This window comes from Kitasatospora sp. McL0602, from assembly GCF_052076145.1.
In the GTDB taxonomy this organism is placed as follows: Bacteria; Actinomycetota; Actinomycetes; order Streptomycetales; family Streptomycetaceae; genus Kitasatospora.
This window is the reverse complement of sequence record NZ_CP197246.1, coordinates 3,152,582-3,172,864: the sequence shown is the minus strand read 5'-3', so window position 1 is coordinate 3,172,864 and position 20,283 is coordinate 3,152,582. Positions and strand designations below refer to the sequence as shown.

Here is a 20,283-nt window from a genome sequence, read left to right as displayed (position 1 = left end):
AGCCCCCGGGCTGCTGCACCTAGAGTAGTCGGCCGCGTTCCGAGGGTTAAGAGCCCGCATTCCGGATGGCGGGAACCAGCACACCGGCACGGCCGCTCCGGGCCCTGGCCGTGCGGCCGGGGCCGCCGCCGCGCTGCCGCGCCGCCGCCTCCGGGCGGCCCGGCGGACGGGCGTGCTCCGGTCCCGTGCCGACGTGCGCCCGGCCGTGCTCCCTGGCCCGAGCGGCAGGTGGGCGATTCGCTGGTGGCTGTGGGTCGGCCCGTCGTCGAGGACCCGGCGGGCCGGGGGACGCCGCTGCCTACATCCCCGCGGGCGGCGGCGGGTCCGGGAGGGCATGCGGATGCCCTCCCGGGCAGAACGACGCCTTTCGGCCATCTGTAGATGTGCATGTCAGGGCGGAAATGCCGGGGTGGTCCGGGCCACGGAGGGGGAGGCCCGGCCCGCCCCGGCTCGCCCGGTCCAGGGTCCGGCCGAGGTTTCGGCGCGACAGTGCCGTGCTGATGCGTCCGTTCGGGGGATTCCGGTGGCACGATGGCCTCCTGACGGTGCGCCGAAAGCCGCTGGACGGATCGGTGTGCCCCCGACTCGGGCGGAGGCGCGGATGCGGTGGCTCACGGGCTGGAGCGGTTGCACACCGCCGGGGGCCGTCCTGCCCCTCGCGGCCACCCCGCTGTGGACCGGCCCGGACCCGCTCTGGGCCGTCGGCGACTGGCGCCCCGACGAGATCCGGCTGGTCACCCTGCGCCCCGGCGCCCCCGCCGTCGTCACCACCGGCCTCGACACCCCGGCGCCCACCGAACGGGACACCCCCGCCACCACCCGGCTCGCCGTCCTCGGCCGCTGCGGAGCCTCCGACGCCGAACTCGCCGCCGGCCTCGCCACCGCCCGGGGCGGCGCCGTCCGCCACCTCACCAGCTGGCCCGGCAGCTACACCGCCGTGCTCCGCAGCGGCACCCGCAGCACCCAGCTGCTCACCGACCTGGCCGGCGCCCTCCCGGTCTTCCACGCCGCCTGGCAGGGCGGCACCGCGTACGCGACGGCCGCCCTCCCGCTGGCCGACCTGACCGGCGCACCGATCGACACCGGCCACCTCGCCGCCCGGCTGGCCTGCCCCGAGTCACCCGAGGCGCTCGGCACCGGCACGCCGTACCTGGGCGTCCGCCGCGTCCCGCCCGGCCACGTGCTCGCCGTCCGCAACGGCCGCCCGTACGTCGCGGGTTACGAGCACCCTGGCCCGCCCGGCAGGCGCGAGGAGGCCCCGGCCGTCCGCGAACTCACCCGCGCGCTGCTGGAGGCCGTCCGCTGCCGCGTCCGCAGCTCACCACCGGAGGGCCACCACGGCGACCCCGACCGTCGCGGCGCCCCTGGCCGTCCCCGGCTCGGCGTGGACCTCTCGTACGGCACCGCCTCCGCGACCGTCGCACTGCTGGCCGCAGCCGTCCCGATCGGCCCCTCGCCCGGCAGCGCTCCGTCCGGCCGCCCGCCGACGGGCGACCGGCCCCGGACGGGTGCCGTCCGGGGCTCCTGGGCCAGGCCCTCCGCCCAGCAGGCCGAAGCCCGCCCCGCCGAGGCCGCCGACGCGCTCGCCGCCGTCACGGTCGGCGAGGCCGCCCGAGCCACCCTCGCGGTCGAGGTGCCCCGGCTGCGCCACCTCGTCCTGCCCCCCGGCCTCCCGTACGCCGAACTGGCCGGTCTGGGAGGCGAATTCCCGCCGGGCCCGCTCACCGACGAGCCGGGCCCGGTGTTGGTCGCGGCCGCGCCGACGGCCGCCCGGTTCGACCACGGCGGCGTGGACCACCTCACCGGCTACGGCGCCCGGCAGCTCCTGGACGGCCACCCGGCCCGGCTGGCCGACCTGATCCGGGCCGGCCGCCCCCGCGAACTCCTCGCCCCGGTCGCGGCGTTGGCCTCCCTGGACGGCAGCCTCCGCACCCCGGTCACCGTCCTGCGCGCGGCCCGCCGGCTCGCCAGGGCCGGGTACGGCGAAGCGCTCGACGACGCCGCCGTGAAGCTGACGGTACGTCACATGAGCTCCTCCGCGCCGCGCGAGAGCCTCGCCTGGTGCACTCCCGGCCCGGCTGCCCGCTGGCTCTCCGACGACGCGCTATCCGCCGTCGCCCTCCGGCTGCGGCTCGCCGCCCGCGCACCCGCGCCCACCGAGGCCCCGGGCGCCCGCCGGGCCAGGCTCGCCCTGCACCGGGCCGCCGCCGACTACCGCACCCTCGTCCAGGCCACCGAGCAGCACGGCCAGCGCCTGCACGCGCCGTTCCTCGACAACCAGGTCGTCCGGGCCGCCGCCCTGCTGCCCGACGAGACCCGCCTCCAGCCCGGCGCGCGGCACGCCCTGCTGCGCGCCGTCCTGACCGGCGCCGGCCGCACCGACCTGCCGCCCGACTGGGGCCGGGGCCCCCGGCCGGACCGGACCACCCCCGCCCGGACGGGCCTGCGGCAGGCCGCCGACGCCCTGGCCGAGCTCTTCGCGGCCCCACTGCTCGCCGAAGCCGGCCTCCTCGACCTGCCCGCCGTCCGCACGGCCCTCGCCCGTGCCGCCGAGCCCTCCGCAGACCTCCCGCCGGGGACGCTGGCGGGGCTGGCCGAGCTGGTCGCCGCCGAGCTGTGGCTGCGCCGCAGCCTCGCCCGCCGGGGTTCCTGCTGGTCGGGCCTCCCGATGCCCGTCCGGCCCGCTCTCTGCCCCACGGGTGACGCCGTCGCGTGACGCGGTCGTGAGCGCCGCCGGGTGAGCGCGCGTGGGATTGTGCGTGGGATCGCGGGGCGGGCGTGTCGAGGCCCAAGATGGAGCGACCGCGCCGAGTGCCACGGCGGAGCGGTCGAACCGAGGAGGAGCCCCGTGCCCGAACCGCTGCAGGTCTCCGGCGAGCCGCCGACCCCCGCCCCGCCCGGCGTCGTCGCCGCCTGCGACGGCTCCGACGGCTCGCTCTGGGCGCTGGACCGCGCGATGACCGAGGCCCAGGCGTACGGCCTGCCGCTGTACGTCCTGGCGGTGGTCAACCCCTCTCCGGCGGGCTACCCGCCGGGCATGGCCGAGCTGGTGCAGGAGAGCGTCGAACGGCTGCTGGAGAGCATGGCCGACGGCCTCCGCCGCGCGGTCACCACCGTCCAGTCGGCCCGGCCGCACCCGTTCGCCGGGCCGCTCACCCTGCACGTCGTGCTGGGCAACGTGATCGAGGTGGTCCTCGCCGCCACGCCCGGCCACCACACCCTGGTCCTCGGCACCCGGGGCAACGGCGGCTTCGCCCGGCTGCTGCTCGGCTCGGTGAGCACCGCCGCCGTGCACCACGCGGCCTGCCCGGTGCTGGTCGTCCCGGCCCCGCCCGCGACGTAGGCGTAGGCGTAGACGTAGAGCAGGGCCGGGGGAATATCCACCACTTTGTTGACGGTTCACCCTTTCGGAAGCCCCAAACCACCCGAAATCAGGAGTTGCCCGTCATGAAGGTCGAGATCTACTCGGACATCGCCTGCCCCTGGTGCTACATCGGCAAGCGCCGCTTCGAGCAGGCCCTTGACCGTTTCGACGGCAAGGACGGCGTCGAGGTCGTCTACCGCCCGTACCAGCTCGTGCCGGACGCCCCGGCCGAGGCCACCCCGCACCGCGCCTGGCTCGCCGAGCGCTACGGCCCGCAGTCCGTCGCGATGGACGCCCGGGTCGCCGAGCTGGGCCTGGCCGAGGGCATCACGTACGACTTCGACGCGGCCCTGCACGCCAACACCTTCCTCGGGCACCGGCTGCTGCACCTCGCCGAGGCGGAGTACGGCGCGGCCGTCCAGGGTGAGCTGAAGGAGGCGCTGCTCAAGGCCCACTTCACCGACGGTGTCGACGTCGGTGACCGCGAGCAGCTCGTCGAGGTCGCCGCCACCGCCGGGCTGGACCGCGCCCGGGTCACCGCCTACCTCGCGGGCGACGAGGGCACCGCCGAGGTCCGCGCGCAGCTCGCCGAGGCCCGCGGGGCGGGCATCAGCGCGGTGCCGACCTTCGTCTTCGAGGGCAAGTGGGCCGTCCAGGGCGGCCAGGAGGCCGAGACCTTCCTCCGCGTCCTCCAGCAGGTCGCCGCCGAGACCTCTGCGGAGACCCCCGCCGCCACCGAGGCCGTCCACGCCTGCACCGACGGTTCCTGCGCGGTCTGAGCCGCTGAGCCGCTGAGTCACCCCGGTCCGGGGCGGCTCAGCTGCAGCTGAACTTCGCGTCCGCCCAGTCCGAGAGGTTGATCAGGGCCCAGCGCCCGGACGCCGGAGTGACCACCAGCCGTACCGACCGCTGACCGGCCAGCGAGACGCGGACCGGGACGGGGTCGTCGCCCGGTGAGAAGGTGCCGGAGTGCCAGAGCGTCCGGCCGCCGTCGCCCTGCACGCTGAAGACGACGTCCTCGGTCTGCGGGGCGAAGTCGTCCAGCCCGGCGACGGCCTCGAAGGAGGTGCAGCTCCGGTTGAGGTCGATCGTCACCTGCGCCGGGGCGTGTACGGCCAGCCCGTGCTCGTAGTGCTGCCCGCCCATCCACAGGCCGGTCCGCTGCCACAGCCAGTCGCTGTCGCGCCGGATGGTCGGCTGGGTGGGTGTCTGCCGGTGGTCGCTCTTGCCGTACGGAAGGTCGTCCACCCAGAAGTCGGCCGGCGGCGGAGTGACCACCGGCGGCGGGGTCGGGGTCGGCACCGGGATCGGCGTGAGGGTCGGCGGCGCCGGCAAGGTCGGCGGGTCGATCACCGGTGGCTCCGGTGGCTGCGGCGTGGGCGTCGGCAGCACCGGGGGCGACGGGAGCGGCGACGGCGGGGGAGTGACCTCCGGCGTCGGCGTGGGCGTCGGGGTGGGGGCGACGGCCGGCGCCGGCGTCGGAGAGACCACCGGCTCCACGACGGCCTCGGGTGTCGGTTCCTCCGGCGGTGCCGAGGGCGGCGGCGGCACCGGGGAAGCGGCCACCGGCGGCGGCAGCACGGGGGCGGAGGCCACTGACGCGGCCACCGGGGGCTTCGGCTCGGGGGCCCCGGTCAGCGCGTACGCGGCAACGGCGGCCGCCGCCACGGCGACCCCGGCCGCGATGGCGGCCTTCGCCGTGGTGCCCAGCCCCTCGCCGGCCGCGCTCGCCACGCCGCCCGAGGCCGAGCCGCCGCCCGCCGCGCCGCCTGCGGCACCACCTGCCGCACCTGCACCACCCGCCGCGCCGCCCGACACCGCCGTCGTCCCGGCCGCGCCGCCGGCAACCACCGCAGTCCCGGCCACGCCGACCCCGACGGCCGCCGCGGCTGCCGTGAAGTACCCGGCGCCGACCCAGACCAGCACCCCGCCAGGCAGGAGCGCTCGCAGCCCGGTGTTGATCTCGGTCAGTTCCAGGTAGGCGGCCGTGCAGCGGTCGCACTCCTGCACGTGCCGCCCGACCTCCGCCGAGGCGCGCTTGCGCAGCGAGCCCCGGGCGTACGCGCCCAGCCGGTTGGCGTACGCGGCGCAGTCCTGCTCCTGGCTGCCGGAGACGTGGGCCTGGAGGAAGCCCGCGGCGAGCCTGTCCCGGGCCCGGTGCGCTTGGACGGCCGTGGCGTTCGCGGTCTTGCCGAGCAGCACGGCGACGGTCTTCGGCGACTCCCGTTCGACCTCGGTGTGCCAGAGCACCACCCGGTCGTCCTCGGGCAGGTCGACGAAGGCCTGCATCACCATCCGCTGGTCGGCCAGCGCCATCGCCCAGGCGTCGGCGCCCGGGTCGGCGAGATCCAGCTCCGCACCGGCGGCCGCGCTATGGGCGAACGTGCTGAAGTCGTCCACGAGTTGTTCGCGCCGCTCGCTGCGCGCCCAGGCGGCGGCGACGTTCCGTACGGCGGTGAGCAGGTAGGCCCGGACGGCGAACTCCGGGCCCTTGCCCGCGCGCAGCGCCTGGAGGGTGCGGGCGAACACCTCGCCCGCGAGGTCCTCGGCGGTGAAGCTGTCCCGGCAGCAGGTCCGCGCGTAGCGGCGCACCGAGTCGGCGTGCCGCCGGTAGATCTCCTCGTACGCGGTGTCGTCCCCGGCCCGGACGAGCGCCGTCAACTCGGCGTCCGAGGGTGGGCGTTCGCCGTCCACCGGATCGGCGGGGGCGGGTACGACGGCGCGCGCGGCATCGTCCGGCGCACTGCCGCTCCGCACGCCGTCGGCTGCGCTCTCCCGCGCACCGCCCTGGGCGACGAACGCCTCCGGAGTCACCCCGCCCTGCCCGGCGCCCGCCTGTCCGGGCACCCGCCCGACCAGCGACTCCCTGAGCGGCGCGCCCGCCTGATCGGGCACCTGGCCCGGCAGTTCACGGCCGTAGCCGCGCTCGTTCTGCTCCTCGGCGCTCAACACGGCCCCCAGCACTCGGTACGGCGCACGGCGCGGCCGCGCCCTCGGCGCACACCCGACGACGTACGCCGGGGCGCACCCGCCCGCGCTGCAAAGGGCGGGCGAACGGTGCGCAACGGGACAATGGCTCCAACCACGGCCAAAGAATGGCATAGCGGAGCAAGGACCGGAAGCCGGTCCGACCCCTCCCCACTCTTCCGAGCAGCCGCTCGCAGATCGGTTCGGACCCGGCCCGCCGCCAATCCCCGGGCCCGTCAGGCGGCCCGCAACCCCTGCAGCAGGATGCGCAACAGCCGCTCGGCCGGTGCGTCGTACGGTTGACCGCCTCCACCCCGGTGCGCCCCGAACCGGGTCGTTCCCGACCCCCAAGGCCCCGGCTGCACCGCCGCCGATCCCCCGGGCGCCGATCCCCCGTGCGCCGAGTCACCGTCACCGGCCCGTGCCTGACCGACGTGCACCGGCACCGCCGCCGTGAGCACCAGCACCACATCCGCGACCGTCACCCCGCTGCGCAGCTCGCCCGCCGCAGCGGCGCGCGCGACCAACGCCGCCAACAGGTGCAGCAGCAGACGGGGGTCGGCGTCGCCGACCGGGTCGGCCGTACCGAGGCGGCCGCCACCCGGCTGACCCGACTGGTAGGCCGAGTCGACCTGTTGCTCCGCCAACCGCTGCTCCGGCACCGTGCCGTCCGCCGCCGTCGCCAGCTCCTCCGCGTACCGGAAGGCCGAGGGCGGGAGTAACCGCCCGGCCCCCGAGGCGACCGCCCGCGCCAGGTACTCCGCCAGTGCGTCCCACGGCCCCGAGTTGCCGTACAGCGAATCCCGGGCCTGGGTCGTCAGCCAGGCGACCTCCTCGGCCGCGATCCGCTGGACCAGCACCTCCTTGCTGGGGAAGCGCCGGTACACCGTCCCGACGCCGACCCCGGCCCGCCGGGCGACCTCCTCCATCGGCGCGTCGTAGCCGAGCTCCCCGAACACCTGCCGGGCCGCCCGCAGCACGCTCTCCAGGTTCCGCCGGGCATCCACCCGCAGGCGGGACGGCACCTGGTTGACCGGTGCCTCCACCCCGGCGGGCGAATCCCCGTACGGCTCCCCGTACGACTCCCTGAACAACTCGTCTTCCGTCGGGCTCCGTTGCTCGGGCACCACGCCGTGCACCTCGGGCACCATGCCGTGCACCTCCGGCGCCACACCGTGCACCCCGAACACCTGATCCTGATCCGTCATCTCAAACCTCCCCCGCAGGAGCCCGCAACGGGCACCCCTGCCTGGCCACTTCGCACCCCCCGGTGCGCGGTACTCCCGCCCAGCTCCGGGCGGACTTCCGTGGACCAACCTTCCCCGGAAGGCCCCGGCGCAGTCGAAAACCGCCGTGGGCCGACGCCGGACCGTTCGGCCTCGACGCACAATCCGACCATAGTTCAAGGAAGTTCGCGGCAGAAGTGGACCTAAACGCAGCCCGGACCGGAGCCGGGGCCCCGCACAGCACCCCGGCGAGCGATCGAAACGGCCGAATCCGGTACGCCCTGTGGACAAGACACCCCCGGACAGGGCGTCATGGAGCCGTGAATCAGGTCACATCGGCAGGGGGTGCCCCCATCAGGATTCTGATCGTCGGCGGCGGTTGCGCCGGAATGGCCGCCGCACTGCGCCTTCAACAGACCCTGCGTGCCCGCCTACGCGAAGGCCGGGCCGAGATCACCGTGGTCGAACCCCAGTCCTACCTCACCTACCATCCGCTGCTCGCCGAAGTCGCCGCCGGGTCCATCGACCCCCGGCACGTCGTCGTGCCGCTGCGCCGCGTGCTCCCCGACTGCCGGGTGCTCACCGCCCGCGTCACCCGGATCGAACACGCCACCCGCCGTGCCTGGGTCGACGCCGCCCCCCGCGGTGAACGCGGAGTCCTGACCGAACTCGCCTACGACGTCCTCGTGATGGCCCCCGGCTCGGTCTCCCGCACCGACCCCGTACCCGGCCTGGCCGAACACGGCCTCGGATTCGCCACCGTCGGCGAGGCCGTCAGCCTGCGCAACCACGTGCTGGAGCAGCTCGACCTCGCCTCCTCCACCCGTGACCCGGAACTCCGCCAGGCCGCCCTCACCTTCGTCTTCGTCGGAGCCGGCTACGCGGGGGTCGGAGCCCTCGCCGAGCTGGAGGACATGGCCCGGTACGCCGCCAAGGGCTACCACAACCTCACCGCCGCCGACCTGCGCTGGGTGCTCGTCGAGGCGACCGACCGCATCCTCCCCGAGGAGTCCCCCGAACTCGCCGCCCACACCCTCGCCGAACTCCGCGACCGCAGCGTCGACGTCCGCCTCTCCACCCGGCTGGAATCCGCCGTGGAACAGGTGACCGTCCTCTCCGACGGCAGCCGCTTCGCCGCCCGCACCCTGGTCTGGACGGCCGGAGTCCGGCCCGCCCCCCTGCTCCGCGACACCGACCTCCCGCTCGACGTCACCGGCCGGGTCCGCTGCCTCCCCACCCTCCAGGTGCTCGGCCCGGACGGCGAGCCCCTCCGCGGCGTCTGGGCCGCAGGCGACTGCGCCGCCGTCCCCGACCCGAGCGCCGGCACCCCGGGCGCCCGCTGCGCCCCCAACGCACAGCACGCCCTGGCCCAGGCCAGGCTGCTCGCCGAAAATCTCGCCGCCACCTTCGAGGACCGGCTCCCGACCCCCTACCTGCCGGAGCGGCTCGACTGCTCCACCTCCCTCGGTCTGCGCCGGGGCGTCGCCCACACCAGGCGCGGCGGACAGCTCACCGGCCGCCGTGCCTGGTGGCTTCACCGGGCCCGCCACCTGCGACGACTCCCCAGCCTCGACCGCCGGGTCCGCGTCCTGACCGACTGGCTGCTGGCCGGCATCTTCAACCGCGAGGTGGTCTCCCTCGGCACCGTCGAGCACCCCCGCTCGGAGTTCGAGGCAGGCTTCCCGCACCAGTGACACGCCCGAGGACACATCCGACGACACCACCTCCCGACCGCGCCGTACCGGATCGACGACTTCCGGAACGGCGCCGAGCCTGACAGGATCACCCCATCCCGTTCATCACTGCACGTGCCAAGATGCACACAAGGTGTGATTGACTACCTGCCATTCGACCGAGGAAGCGGCCGTCGTTTGAACCTCATGCGCTGGAGCGCCAGGCTCACCGGAGCCGCATGGCGCGCCGCTCCCCCCGCCGCCTCCGGCGAGCCGGTCACCGTCCCGGGGCCCCGTGACCCGATCAGCGGGCCTGCCCTGCTCGACCCGCGCGACATCCACGAGCTCTACGACCTCCGGGACGTCCTCGGCCGCCTCCCCGCACCCGTCGCCGTCACCTACGGCCCGCTGCACCAGCTCGGGTACGTCAACCGCGCCTACCGCGAGCTCTTCGGCGAGCGCACCCCCGGTCTCCCCGCCTCCGAGGCCCTGCCCGAGCTCGCCACCCTCGGCGTGCTGCCCCTGCTCGACCAGGTCATCCGCAGCGGCCGCCCCCGCAGTGTGAAGGCCCGCTGCATCCTCGGCCTCGGCGGCAGCCGCTACTACAACGTCGCCTGCGTACCGCTGCGCGCCGAGCCCGCCGCCGACCCGCCCGGGATCCTGGTCTACGCCTCCGAGGTCACCGACCAGGTCCAGGCCGCCACCCGGCTGCGTGAGGCCGAACGCCGACAGCGCGAAGCCGCCGTCACCCTCCAACGCAGCCTCCTCCCGCAGAAGCTCGAACAGCCCGCCGACCTCCGGGTCGCCGCCACCTACCAACCCGGCGGAGCCGAAGCCGCCGTCGGCGGCGACTGGTACGACGTCATCGGCCTCGGCGGCGGCCGGACAGCACTCGTCATCGGCGACGTCATGGGCCGAGGCCTGCGCGCCGCCGCCGTCATGGGCCAGCTGAGAACCGCCGTCCGCGCGTACGCCCGCCTCGACCTCCCACCCCACGAGGTGATGAGCCTGCTCGACGGCCTCGCCATGGAGATCGACGCCAACCAGATCGCCACCTGCACCTACGCCATCTTCGACCCCGGCCCCGGCACCCTCCTGTACGCCTCCGCCGGCCACCTCCCCCTGCTCCTGCGCACGTCGGACGGCACCGTCCTGCGCGGCGAGGAGCTGAACGGCCCACCCCTCGGCACCGGCAGCGGCGGCCACCTCTCGCACACCCTCCGCCTGCTCCCCGGCACGACCGGCGTCCTCTATACGGACGGACTCGTCGAACGCCGTGACGAGGACATCGACCAGGGCATCGACCAACTGGCCCACACCCTCGCCGGGGCCGCAGGCGAGCCCGAGGTGGTCTGCGCCCGGCTGCTCCGAGCCATGGGCGTCACCTCCGAACACGACGACGACGTCGCTGTCCTGGCCTTCCACCTCCCGGCCGTCCCCGTCGTTCCCCCGTCCGGCGGCCCGTGTCTTGACTCCGGAGCGGTCGAGGTCTAGTGTTCTCCGAGCTGCCTGACAGGGAGAACCGGACGCGCGCTCTGCACGGACGGTCCCGAGACAGCCAATCCTCTTGAACCACCACTTCTCTTCTCGGCTGAGTCGTGCACCGTCACGTCTCGGCCCGAATTGCTGTGCGCATTTAATTGGGTTGCGGCCGGATTCGCTTTACGGAGCGTGCGTCGGCTAGAGTTTGAGCCATCGGACGGGCCGTCAGGTCCGCACGGTGAAAGCCTCCTGAAAGCCGGGAAGCGGGCCGGACCGCCGGGGAAAACCTGGTAGAGTCTGAATCGCCGAAAGGCCGAAGGAAAGCGGATCGGGTGAGTGAAACTCCGGAAAACGGAGCGGAAAACATCTGCTAAGCTGGAAACACGAAAGAACGAAGCGCCCGGAGAGCTTGCGAGAGCGGCTTGAAGGAAGCGTCCGTTCCTTGAGAACTCAACAGCGTGCCAAAAGTCAACGCCAGATATGTTGACATCCCCGGCCTGGATCGTTTCGGCGTTCCGGGTTGGAGATTCCTTTAGTAATAAAACACAGCGAGGACGCAGTGCACGGGGCCACCTATTCCGGTGGTTGTCGTGCCGCTCAACGCGAGTGTGAACCGGATATCCGGAAAACATTCACGGAGAGTTTGATCCTGGCTCAGGACGAACGCTGGCGGCGTGCTTAACACATGCAAGTCGAACGATGAAGCCTTCGGGTGGATTAGTGGCGAACGGGTGAGTAACACGTGGGAAATCTGCCCTGCACTCTGGGACAAGCCTTGGAAACGAGGTCTAATACCGGATATGACCTTCCTCCGCATGGGGGTTGGTGGAAAGCTCCGGCGGTGCAGGATGATCCCGCGGCCTATCAGCTTGTTGGTGGGGTAATGGCCTACCAAGGCGACGACGGGTAGCCGGCCTGAGAGGGCGACCGGCCACACTGGGACTGAGACACGGCCCAGACTCCTACGGGAGGCAGCAGTGGGGAATATTGCACAATGGGCGAAAGCCTGATGCAGCGACGCCGCGTGAGGGATGAAGGCCTTCGGGTCGTAAACCTCTTTCAGCAGGGAAGAAGCGCAAGTGACGGTACCTGCAGAAGAAGCACCGGCTAACTACGTGCCAGCAGCCGCGGTAATACGTAGGGTGCGAGCGTTGTCCGGAATTATTGGGCGTAAAGAGCTCGTAGGCGGCTTGTCACGTCGGATGTGAAAGCCCGAGGCTTAACCTCGGGTCTGCATTCGATACGGGCAGGCTAGAGTGTGGTAGGGGAGATCGGAATTCCTGGTGTAGCGGTGAAATGCGCAGATATCAGGAGGAACACCGGTGGCGAAGGCGGATCTCTGGGCCATTACTGACGCTGAGGAGCGAAAGCGTGGGGAGCGAACAGGATTAGATACCCTGGTAGTCCACGCCGTAAACGGTGGGAACTAGGTGTTGGCGACATTCCACGTCGTCGGTGCCGCAGCTAACGCATTAAGTTCCCCGCCTGGGGAGTACGGCCGCAAGGCTAAAACTCAAAGGAATTGACGGGGGCCCGCACAAGCAGCGGAGCATGTGGCTTAATTCGACGCAACGCGAAGAACCTTACCAAGGCTTGACATATACCGGAAACGGCCAGAGATGGTCGCCCCCTTGTGGTCGGTATACAGGTGGTGCATGGTTGTCGTCAGCTCGTGTCGTGAGATGTTGGGTTAAGTCCCGCAACGAGCGCAACCCTTGTTCTGTGTTGCCAGCATGCCTTTCGGGGTGATGGGGACTCACAGGAGACTGCCGGGGTCAACTCGGAGGAAGGTGGGGACGACGTCAAATCATCATGCCCCTTATGTCTTGGGCTGCACACGTGCTACAATGGTCGGTACAAAGGGCTGCGATGCCGCGAGGCGGAGCGAATCCCAAAAAGCCGGCCTCAGTTCGGATTGGGGTCTGCAACTCGACCCCATGAAGTTGGAGTTGCTAGTAATCGCAGATCAGCATGCTGCGGTGAATACGTTCCCGGGCCTTGTACACACCGCCCGTCACGTCACGAAAGTCGGTAACACCCGAAGCCGGTGGCCTAACCCTTGGGAGGGAGCCGTCGAAGGTGGGACCAGCGATTGGGACGAAGTCGTAACAAGGTAGCCGTACCGGAAGGTGCGGCTGGATCACCTCCTTTCTAAGGAGCACATAGCCGGATGCGAGCGAATGTCTCGCACGGTTGCTCATGGGTGGAACGTTGACTATTCGGCACACACGGTTGGTTCCGTTAGTACTGTCCTTCGGGGCGTGGAAGGCGGGTTATCGGTCGGGTGTGTCGGGCACGTTGTTGGGTCCTGAGGGAACGGCCACTTCGGTGGTTGTTGCTTCAGAGATGCCGGTCCTACTCGAGGGTCCTCAGTTGAGGGTCTGAGGGTGGGTGACTGGTCGTTGTTTGAGAACTGCACAGTGGACGCGAGCATCTGTGGCCAAGTTTTTAAGGGCGCACGGTGGATGCCTTGGCACTAGGAACCGATGAAGGACGTGGGAGGCCGCGATAGTCCCCGGGGAGCCGTCAACCAGGCTTTGATCCGGGGGTTTCCGAATGGGGGAACCCGGCAGTCGTCATGGGCTGTCACCCGCACCTGAACACATAGGGTGTGTGGAGGGAACGAGGGGAAGTGAAACATCTCAGTACCCTCAGGAAGAGAAAACAACCGTGATTCCGGGAGTAGTGGCGAGCGAAACCGGATGAGGCTAAACCGTTCTGGTGTGATACCCGGCAGGGGTTGCCAGTGCGGGGTCGTGGGAAAGTTCTTGATCGGTCTGCCGGCCGGTCGGCGAGTCAGAAACCGTATGGGTAGTCGAAGGACATGCGAAAGGTCCGGCGTAGAGGGTAAGACCCCCGTAGACGAAATCTGTACGGCTTGCTTGAGCTTCTCCCAAGTAGCACGGGGCCCGAGAAATCCCGTGTGAATCTGGCGGGACCACCCGCTAAGCCTAAATATTCCCTAGTGACCGATAGCGGATAGTACCGTGAGGGAATGGTGAAAAGTACCGCGGGAGCGGAGTGAAATAGTACCTGAAACCGTGTGCCTACAAGCCGTGGGAGCGTCGGACAGTGGGCTTGCCCATCTGTCTCGTGACTGCGTGCCTTTTGAAGAATGAGCCTGCGAGTTTGCGGTGTGTAGCGAGGTTAACCCGTGTGGGGTAGCCGTAGCGAAAGCGAGTCCGAATAGGGCGATTGAGTTGCACGCCCAAGACCCGAAGCGGAGTGATCTAGCCATGGGCAGGTTGAAGCGCGGGTAAGACCGTGTGGAGGACCGAACCCACCAGGGTTGAAAACCTGGGGGATGACCTGTGGTTAGGGGTGAAAGGCCAATCAAACTCCGTGATAGCTGGTTCTCCCCGAAATGCATTTAGGTGCAGCGTCACGTGTTTCTTGCCGGAGGTAGAGCACTGGATAGGCGATGGGCCTCAACGGGTTACTGACCTTAGCCAAACTCCGAATGCCGGTAAGTGAGAGCGTGGCAGTGAGACTGTGGGGGATAAGCTCCATGGTCGAGAGGGAAACAGCCCAGAACACCGACTAAGGTCCCTAAGCGTGTGCTAAGTGGGAAAGGATGTGGAGTCGCAGAGACAACCAGGAGGTTGGCTTAGAAGCAGCCATCCTTGAAAGAGTGCGTAATAGCTCACTGGTCAAGTGATTCCGCGCCGACAATGTAGCGGGGCTCAAGCACACCACCGAAGTCGTGTCATTGCAGCATTAAGGGCCAACGCCTGCTGTGATGGGTAGGGGAGCGTCGTGTGCCGGGTGAAGCAGCGGAGGAATCCAGTTGTGGACGGTTCACGAGTGAGAATGCAGGCATGAGTAGCGATACAAGAGTGGGAAACTCTTGCGCCGATTGACCAAGGGTTCCTGGGTCAAGCTGATCTGCCCAGGGTAAGTCGGGACCTAAGGCGAGGCCGACAGGCGTAGTCGATGGACAACGGGTTGATATTCCCGTACCCGCTTTGAAGCGCCAACGTCGAACCTCTGAATGCTAAAGCCGTGAAGCCGGCCCGGAGTCTTCGGACAATGGGACGTGGTGGAGCCGCTGACCCAACAGGGTAGTAGGTGAGCGATGGGGTGACGCAGGAAGGTAGTCCAACCCGGGCGGTGGTTGTCCCGGGGTAAGGGTGTAGGCTGAGTGATAGGCAAATCCGTCACTCATTAAGGCTGAGACCTGATGCCGAGCCGATTGTGGTGAAGTGGATGATCCTATGCTGTCGAGAAAAGCCTCTAGCGAGTTTCATGGCGGCCCGTACCCCAAACCGACTCAGGTGGTCAGGTAGAGAATACCGAGGCGTTCGGGTGAACTATGGTTAAGGAACTCGGCAAAATGCCCCCGTAACTTCGGGAGAAGGGGGGCCGGAACTGGTGATCCGATTTACTCGGTGAGCTGGGGCCGGCCGCAGAGACCAGCGAGAAGCGACTGTTTACTAAAAACACAGGTCCGTGCGAAGCCGTAAGGCGATGTATACGGACTGACGCCTGCCCGGTGCTGGAACGTTAAGGGGACCGGTTAGTCACATTTCGGTGTGGCGAAGCTGAGAACTTAAGCGCCAGTAAACGGCGGTGGTAACTATAACCATCCTAAGGTAGCGAAATTCCTTGTCGGGTAAGTTCCGACCTGCACGAATGGCGTAACGACTTCTCGACTGTCTCAACCATAGGCCCGGTGAAATTGCATTACGAGTAAAGATGCTCGTTTCGCGCAGCAGGACGGAAAGACCCCGGGACCTTTACTATAGCTTGATATTGGTGTTCGGTTCGGCTTGTGTAGGATAGGTGGGAGACTTTGAAGCAGCAACGCCAGTTGTTGTGGAGTCGTCGTTGAAATACCACTCTGGTCGTGCTGGATGTCTAACCTGGGTCCGTGATCCGGATCAGGGACAGTGTCTGGTGGGTAGTTTAACTGGGGCGGTTGCCTCCTAAAGAGTAACGGAGGCGCCCAAAGGTTCCCTCAGCCTGGTTGGCAATCAGGTGTTGAGTGTAAGTGCACAAGGGAGCTTGACTGTGAGACCGACGGGTCGAGCAGGTGCGAAAGCAGGGACTAGTGATCCGGCGGTGGCTTGTGGAAGCGCCGTCGCTCAACGGATAAAAGGTACCCCGGGGATAACAGGCTGATCTTCCCCAAGAGTCCATATCGACGGGATGGTTTGGCACCTCGATGTCGGCTCGTCGCATCCTGGGGCTGGAGTAGGTCCCAAGGGTTGGGCTGTTCGCCCATTAAAGCGGTACGCGAGCTGGGTTTAGAACGTCGTGAGACAGTTCGGTCCCTATCCGCTGTGCGCGTAGGAATATTGAGAAGGGCTGTCCCTAGTACGAGAGGACCGGGACGGACGAACCTCTGGTGTGCCAGTTGTCCTGCCAAGGGCATGGCTGGTTGGCTACGTTCGGGAGGGATAACCGCTGAAAGCATCTAAGCGGGAAGCCTGCTTCGAGATGAATGTTCCCACCTCCTTGAGAGGGTAAGGCTCCCAGTAGACGACTGGGTTGATAGGCCGGATGTGGAAGCCCTGTAAGGGGTGGAGCTGACCGGTACTAATAGGCCGAGGGCTTGTCCTCAGTTGCTCGCGTCCACTGTGTTGTTCTGAAACAACGACCCCATCCCTGGCCAGGGGTGGTGCGGTCATCTGGTTTCATAGTGTTTCGGTGGTCATAGCGTGAGGGAAACGCCCGGTTACATTCCGAACCCGGAAGCTAAGCCTCAAAGCGCCGATGGTACTGCAGGGGGGACCCTGTGGGAGAGTAGGACGCCGCCGAACAATCTTTAGGAAGGCCCCCATCCGGGAACGGATGGGGGCCTTTCGCATTTCCAGGGTCAATCCAGGGCCATTCCAGGGCCATTGAGGTGCCAGGACCATTGAGGCACTAGGTGACGGACCTTCCCCCGACACCCCGTCGCCCGGACCTGATACGACGTAAGGTCGGACCATGACTGCCTCCAACGTCGGCCAGCAGCCGCAGCCTCGTCGCTCTCGTTCGGTGAACCTCGGCCAGGTCGAGAGTCTGGTCGTCACGTCGCCCGTTCTGTCGGAGGGGGAGTCGCTCGCGGCTGCCGAGATCCTCGGGCTGGCGGCGCTGACGGACGGGCGGCAGGCGGTGTCCGAGCAGGGCCGGCTGCGGTTGAAGGCGTCGGAGCCGAGGCAGGGGATCGTCCACTTCCTCCAGTCGGCCGTGAGCTCCGAAGGCCAGGCCAGCCAGGACGTGGGGTACGCCCAGCTGGAGTTTCCGGCCGGCGACGGTTCTGCTCGGCCGGGGACGGCCGAGCTGGCGGTCGCGCCGGGGCACCGGAGGTCCGGCTTCGGGCGCGAGCTGCTGGAGGCGGTACTCGCGGAGGCCGAGCAGGCGACGCCCGGCAGCGCGGTGGAGTTCTGGGCGCACGGCGGTCACCCGGCGGCCCGGCATCTCGCCGAGGTCTACGGTGCTGAACTGGTAAGGGAGTTGCGGCAGATGCGGCGCCCCTCGCCGGTCGACGACACGGAGCTGCCGCCGCTGCCCGAGGGCGTCACCGTCCGGACCTTCCGGCCGGGCCGGGACGGCGCCGAGTGGCTGCGGCTGAACGCGCTGGCCTTCGCGCACCACCCTGAGCAGGGCGCCTGGACGGAGCAGGACCTGGCGGACCGGGTGGCCGAGCCGTGGTTCGACCCGGACGGGTTCTTCCTGGCCGTCCGGGACGGTCGGGTGGTCGGCTTCCACTGGACGAAGGTGCACCCGGAGGGCCTGGGCGAGGTGTACGTCGTCGGGGTGGATCCGGCGGAGCAGGGCAACGGGCTCGGCCGGGCGCTGACGGCGATCGGGCTGCGGTACCTGGCGCGGGAGCGCAAGCAGGAGACCGTACTGCTCTATGTGGACGCGGACAATTCGGCTGCTGTGCGGGTATACGAGAGGTTGGGGTTCACCATTCACGAGGTGGATCTGATGTACCGGGTGGAAGGTCGAGGTCGGCGCACCTGACGCTCCTGAGCCACAGGGGTGACCGACTCAGCTTTCCTCCTGGCCATGCGGTGTTTACCGTGGATTAAATTGCCGCCGCGAAGATCACAGGATGACGTCTGTAGTGCCTCGCCCTCGCGCGGCCGGCCAGCTCCCGAGGGCCGGCCGGCTTCCGGCCGCACCTGGTGGCTGGGAGCTGGCTCCGCAGGACGACGGTCACGTCGCGGAGGACGGCGCGCCGGCCACGAGCGGTGCGCGCCGAACGAGCGGTGAGCACCGCCCGGACTTCGTCCTGCTGGAGGAGCTGAATCCCATGAGCGTCCCCCGCCCTGCCTCACTACCCCGAGACACCACGAGCACGACCCGCACGCCGAAGCCCACGGGGAACCCCACGCCGAGCCCCACGTCGAACCCCGGTGCGGTCACAGCCGTGATCCCGCTGGAGGCGCACGACCAGCCGCTGGGCGCCGACCACGACCTGGGCGAGCTGCCCGAGGGCCGCTTCCTCGACCGGGAGCGCAGCTGGCTGGCCTTCAACGAGCGGGTGCTCGAACTCGCGGAGGACCCGCAGATCCCGCTGCTGGAGCGGACGAAGTTCCTGGCGATCTTCGCCAGCAATCTGGACGAGTTCTTCATGGTCCGGGTCGCCGGGCTCAAGCGCCGGATCGCCACGGGGGTGGCGCAGCGTTCGGCCTCCGGTCTCCAGCCGCGTGAGGTGCTGGACCAGATCTGGACGCGCTCGCGGGAGTTGATGGCCCGGCACGCCGCGACCTTCCAGCACGAGGTGCTGGCCGATCTGGCGGCGGAGGGCATCGAGCTGGTCCGCTGGTCGGAGTTGGCGGACAAGGAGCAGGCCCGCCTGCACACGCTCTTCCGGCAGAAGATCTTCCCCGTCCTGACGCCGCTGGCGGTCGACCCGGCGCACCCCTTCCCCTACATATCGGGGCTGAGCCTCAATCTGGCCGTCGTGGTGCGCAACCCTGTCTCGGGTCACAAGCACTTCGCCCGGGTGAAGGTCCCGCAGTCCCTGGCGCGTTTCCTGGAGGCGTCCCCGCAGCGGTACGTACCGCTGGAGGACGTGATGGGGGCGCACCTGGAGGAGCTCTTCCCGGGGATGGAGGTGCTCGCCCACCACGCCTTCCGGGTCACTCGTAACGAGGATCTGGAGGTGGAGGAGGACGACACCGAGAACATCCTGAAGGCGCTGGAGAAGGAGCTGATGCGCCGCCGGTTCGGCCCGCCCGTCCGGCTGGAGGTGGAGGAGTCGATCGACCCCTACATCCTCGACCTGCTGGTGCGGGAGCTGAACATCACCGAGGCGGAGGTCTTCCCGCTGCCGGGGCCGCTGGATCTGACGGGGCTGTTCGGCATCGCGGGGCTGGACCGGCCGGAGCTCACGTACGCCAAGTTCATCGCGGGCACGGCGCGCGGCCTGACCGACGTGGAGTCGGCCTCGCAGCCGGACATCCTGGCGGCGATGCGGGAGCGGGACGTGCTGCTGCACCACCCGTACGACAGCTTCTCGACCTCGGTGCAGGCCTTCCTGGAGCAGGCGGCTGCCGACCCGGACGTGCTGGCGATCAAGCAGACGCTCTACCGGACCTCGGGTGACTCGCCGATCGTGGACGCGTTGATCGACGCGGCGGAGTCCGGCAAGCAGGTGCTGGTGCTGGTCGAGATCAAGGCGCGGTTCGACGAGCAGGCGAACATCAAGTGGGCCCGCAAGCTGGAGGAGGCGGGCTGCCACGTCGTCTACGGACTGGTCGGGCTGAAGACGCACTCCAAGCTCTCGCTGGTGGTGCGCCAGGAGGGTGACACCCTGCGGCGTTACGCGCACGTGGGGACGGGCAACTACCACCCGAAGACGGCCAGGCTCTACGAGGACATCGGGCTGCTGACGGCGGACCCGGAGGTTGGTGCGGACCTGTCGGACCTCTTCAACCGGCTGTCGGGCTACTCGCGCCGGGAGTCGTACCGGCGGTTGCTGACGGCGCCGCGCGGGCTGCGGGACGGGCTGGTCGCGCGCGTCCACAAGGAGATCGCGCACCACCGGGCCGGGCAGCCGGCCGGGGTGAAGCTGAAGCTCAACTCGATCGTGGACGAGGAGCTGATCGACGCGCTCTACCGGGCCTCCCAGGCGGGTGTGCCGGTGGACGTGTGGGTGCGTGGCATCTGTGCCGTCCGCCCGGGGGTGCAGGGGCTGAGCGAGAACATCCGGGTGCGCAGTGTGCTCGGGCGGTTCCTGGAGCACTCGCGGATCTTCGTCTTCGGCAACGGCGGCGAGCCGGAGGTGTGGTTCGGCAGCGCCGACATGATGCACCGCAATCTGGACCGCCGGATCGAGGCGCTGGTGAAGGTCAGTGACCCGGCGCACCGGGCGGAGCTGTCCGGACTGATCGACCTGGGCATGTCGGACGAGACCGAGTCCTGGCACCTGGGTGCGGACGGGTCGTGGACGAGGCACTGGCAGGACGCCGAGGGCAGACGTCTGCGCGATGTGCAGGAGATGCTCATCGACTCCCGGCTGCGGCGTCGCAGCTCTGCCGTGACGCGCTGAAGCCCGATCCGCCGAGAGCCCGCAGACAGTGAGCGCTCGGTAGCACTTCACACCCAGCCCCCGGGAACCCCTCCCGGGGTG

At 69.4% G+C, this 20,283-nt stretch carries 8 protein-coding genes, 3 rRNA genes and 1 pseudogene; 10 read left to right on the top strand and 2 right to left on the bottom strand.

The window, feature by feature from the left end; translation table 11 throughout:
- The first annotated feature begins 601 nt into the window (after nucleotides 1-601).
- The 3 genes from ACR68M_RS14295 (at nucleotide 602) to ACR68M_RS14285 (ending at nucleotide 4,143) form a co-directional block, all read left to right on the top strand.
- On the top strand, nucleotides 602-2,716 hold the full coding sequence (locus ACR68M_RS14295; protein ID WP_441250859.1) for an asparagine synthase-related protein: 2,115 nt from the start codon (nucleotides 602-604) through the stop codon (nucleotides 2,714-2,716).
- A 132-nt stretch (nucleotides 2,717-2,848) separates the two neighbouring features.
- Complete coding sequence (locus ACR68M_RS14290; protein WP_441250858.1) at nucleotides 2,849-3,343, top strand: universal stress protein; 495 nt, start codon at nucleotides 2,849-2,851, stop codon at nucleotides 3,341-3,343.
- Between the two features lie 104 nt (nucleotides 3,344-3,447).
- A complete protein-coding gene (locus ACR68M_RS14285; RefSeq protein WP_441250857.1) occupies nucleotides 3,448-4,143 on the top strand; it encodes a DsbA family oxidoreductase in 696 nt (231 codons plus the stop codon).
- A gap of 37 nt (nucleotides 4,144-4,180) precedes the next feature.
- Here ACR68M_RS14285 and ACR68M_RS14280 read toward each other — a convergent pair whose 3' ends face one another.
- Both ACR68M_RS14280 and ACR68M_RS14275 read right to left on the bottom strand, forming a co-directional pair.
- On the bottom strand, nucleotides 4,181-6,313 hold the full coding sequence (locus tag ACR68M_RS14280) for a sigma-70 family RNA polymerase sigma factor (RefSeq protein WP_441250856.1): 2,133 nt from the start codon (nucleotides 6,311-6,313) through the stop codon (nucleotides 4,181-4,183).
- Nucleotides 6,314-6,567: 254 nt separating this feature from the next.
- On the bottom strand, nucleotides 6,568-7,539 hold the full coding sequence (locus ACR68M_RS14275) for a TetR/AcrR family transcriptional regulator (protein WP_441250855.1): 972 nt from the start codon (nucleotides 7,537-7,539) through the stop codon (nucleotides 6,568-6,570).
- Nucleotides 7,540-7,946: 407 nt separating this feature from the next.
- Between ACR68M_RS14275 and ACR68M_RS14270 the strand changes: the two genes are divergently transcribed.
- The 7 genes and pseudogenes from ACR68M_RS14270 (at nucleotide 7,947) to ACR68M_RS14240 (ending at nucleotide 20,202) form a co-directional block, all read left to right on the top strand.
- Complete coding sequence (locus ACR68M_RS14270) at nucleotides 7,947-9,251, top strand: NAD(P)/FAD-dependent oxidoreductase (RefSeq protein WP_441250854.1); 1,305 nt, start codon at nucleotides 7,947-7,949, stop codon at nucleotides 9,249-9,251.
- Nucleotides 9,252-9,428: 177 nt separating this feature from the next.
- A pseudogene (locus ACR68M_RS14265) lies at nucleotides 9,429-10,664 on the top strand (PP2C family protein-serine/threonine phosphatase); the annotation flags it as partial.
- Nucleotides 10,665-11,343: 679 nt separating this feature from the next.
- Nucleotides 11,344-12,863, top strand: a 16S ribosomal RNA gene (locus tag ACR68M_RS14260).
- Nucleotides 12,864-13,150: 287 nt separating this feature from the next.
- Nucleotides 13,151-16,274: ribosomal RNA gene (locus tag ACR68M_RS14255) — 23S ribosomal RNA — on the top strand.
- A gap of 83 nt (nucleotides 16,275-16,357) precedes the next feature.
- Nucleotides 16,358-16,474, top strand: a 5S ribosomal RNA gene (gene rrf / locus ACR68M_RS14250).
- Together the 16S, 23S and 5S rRNA genes form the textbook arrangement of a ribosomal RNA operon.
- A 169-nt stretch (nucleotides 16,475-16,643) precedes the next feature.
- Nucleotides 16,644-17,666: a mycothiol synthase gene (mshD, locus tag ACR68M_RS14245; RefSeq protein ID WP_441250853.1), complete on the top strand. Its 1,023-nt coding sequence runs from the start codon at nucleotides 16,644-16,646 to the stop codon at nucleotides 17,664-17,666.
- Between the two features lie 292 nt (nucleotides 17,667-17,958).
- Entirely contained in the window at nucleotides 17,959-20,202 is a 2,244-nt protein-coding gene (locus tag ACR68M_RS14240; RefSeq protein WP_441250852.1) for an RNA degradosome polyphosphate kinase, read from the top strand.
- The last annotated feature ends 81 nt before the right edge of the window (nucleotides 20,203-20,283 follow it).

What these genes read in the sequence shown, in the direction of transcription:
- ACR68M_RS14240 (WP_441250852.1), top strand. Translation starts at nt 17,959, where the DNA reads ATGAGCGTCCCCCGCCCTGCCTCACTACCCCGAGACACCACGAGCACG.
- ACR68M_RS14295 (WP_441250859.1), top strand. Translation starts at nt 602, where the DNA reads ATGCGGTGGCTCACGGGCTGGAGCGGTTGCACACCGCCGGGGGCCGTC.
- ACR68M_RS14285 (WP_441250857.1), top strand. Translation starts at nt 3,448, where the DNA reads ATGAAGGTCGAGATCTACTCGGACATCGCCTGCCCCTGGTGCTACATC.
- ACR68M_RS14270 (WP_441250854.1), top strand. Translation starts at nt 7,947, where the DNA reads ATGGCCGCCGCACTGCGCCTTCAACAGACCCTGCGTGCCCGCCTACGC.
- ACR68M_RS14275 (WP_441250855.1), bottom strand. Translation starts at nt 7,539, where the DNA reads ATGACGGATCAGGATCAGGTGTTCGGGGTGCACGGTGTGGCGCCGGAG.
- mshD (WP_441250853.1), top strand. Translation starts at nt 16,644, where the DNA reads ATGACTGCCTCCAACGTCGGCCAGCAGCCGCAGCCTCGTCGCTCTCGT.